Origin of the sequence: Gemmiger formicilis (assembly GCF_016901605.1) — a bacterium.
Taxonomy (GTDB): Bacteria; Bacillota; Clostridia; order Oscillospirales; family Ruminococcaceae; genus Gemmiger; species Gemmiger formicilis_B.
Genome location: NZ_JACJKP010000298.1, coordinates 1 through 1,757, shown reverse-complemented (window position 1 = coordinate 1,757; position 1,757 = coordinate 1). Strand labels below are relative to the sequence as shown.

Here is a 1,757-nt window from a genome sequence, read left to right as displayed (position 1 = left end):
GCCCGCAAAATCACGGCTCGGTTCCAGGGGGGAGCCGTCGGGGTTGGTGTACGGCTGTTCCGGCTCAAAGGCAAGGCCCAGGGCGGCGGTGGTCACAGGCTCGCCCACCTGGTCGGCAGTAAGGGCGGCCAGGTCGGTTTCCAGCCAGTAATGCCCCTGGGCTTCCACCACCGCCAGCCGCACCGGCCGGTCGGTCATCACCCGGGCGTCCTTCTCGTGGGACCAGGGGGCGGCGCCGTTCAGGTACAGGTTGCTGCGCACCGTCATGGGCAGGGTACGGCCCAGGTCGGCGGCGGGGGTATCGTCCCGGGTACTGCGTGCGGGGGCTTCGGCGCTGTAGGATTCATAGGCTTTGGTACCGTATTCGCCCCGCACCGCGTCGGTGCCCTCTCCCCGCAGAAAGATGTTGTTCAGGAACCGGTCGTCCCCGCCGTAGACCAGCATCATGCCCGCCACCCGGGTGGAATGGGGCTGGTGATAGGGGGTAAAGCGGTTGGTATCGGGCGTGGCAAAGAGTTTGCCCGCAAACAGGTTGTGCAGGCAGGCTGTGCCCTGGGATACATCCAGAAAACTGGAAGCGGACAACAGCAGATTGTTTTCCACCAGGCAGGGCCCGTGGCAGACTTCCAGAAACAGATCTTCCTCCGGTCCGTTGCGGAAAAAGGCGTTGCTGCGCACCACGGCCCCCTGGGCCTGCCAGTCCAGCCAGAGCCCCCGGACGCAGTGGTGGATCGCGTTGCCCTCGATCAGAACATCGATGGCGGCGTGCAGCTTGATACCGGCGATCTCGGCCCCGGTGAACCGCTGCCCCAGGGCAATGTGGTGGATGTGGTTGCCGGTGATGCGGCAGAAAGCGCCGCCCATGCAGCCTACAATACCCGCCTGCCCGCAGTTCCAGATCTCGTTGCCGCGGACGATGTGCCCGCCGATGCGTTCACGGCACCAGCCGTTCCACAGGGCGGAAAAGATCATCTCGGTGTAGGTCTGGGCGCCGCCCTTGTCCGGGTCCCGGCTCCAGCGGTTGTCTTTGGGGTCCCGGTTCTTGCCCAGGCTGATGCCGCAGCACTTGGCGTCGTGGATGCGGCAGTTTTCGATCACCCAGCCCTTGCTCCAGTGGGGACCTACGGCGCCGGGTTGGAAAGCGGTGGGCGGCGCCCACTGGGTGGCGGCGCAGCAGCACTCCACCCCGGAAAGGGTAATGTAATGGATGCCTTCCTCCCGGGGGAAGAAGCAGAAGGGCCGCACACTGATTTCCACGGTCAGCGTATTGGGGTCCTGCCCGTGGAACCGGGCGTAGAACACGGTCCGGCGGGGCAGCACTTCGGCAAACCATTCCTTGTCCCGGCCGGAAGTCCCGGCCATCAGGTCGTCCAGGGAGGCCGCTTCCGCCAGGGCCTGGCCGTTGGCATACACTTCCCCGGTGTGGTGGGGCTGGCCCAGGCCGTCGAACCAGTCCCCGGCCAGCACTTCCTTATAAGGGTTGAAATCCCCGAAAAGAGCGTTGTCCGCCTCGGCACGCCAGACATCGCTGCCGCAGGGCTGCCAGCCGGTCAGCGGTTCGGCGGCGGTGATCACCGGCCACTCCCCTTCGGCGCCCCGGTAACAGATGCGCGCTTCGTCGGAACTGCCGCCCCGGGGCGGCGATACCCATTCCCGGTAGATGCCGCTGTGGATGAGGACGGTGTCCCCCGGCTGTGCGGCGGCCGCGGCGGCCCCGATGGTGGAAAAAGGCCGGGCGGCGGAACCGTCCCCCGCCG

1 protein-coding gene is annotated in these 1,757 nt (G+C 66.7%); it reads right to left on the bottom strand.

What is annotated here, in order from left to right; genetic code table 11:
* Nucleotides 1–1,757 (bottom strand): right-handed parallel beta-helix repeat-containing protein (locus H6B10_RS14350; protein ID WP_204652223.1); only part of this gene is annotated, 1,757 nt, incomplete at both ends.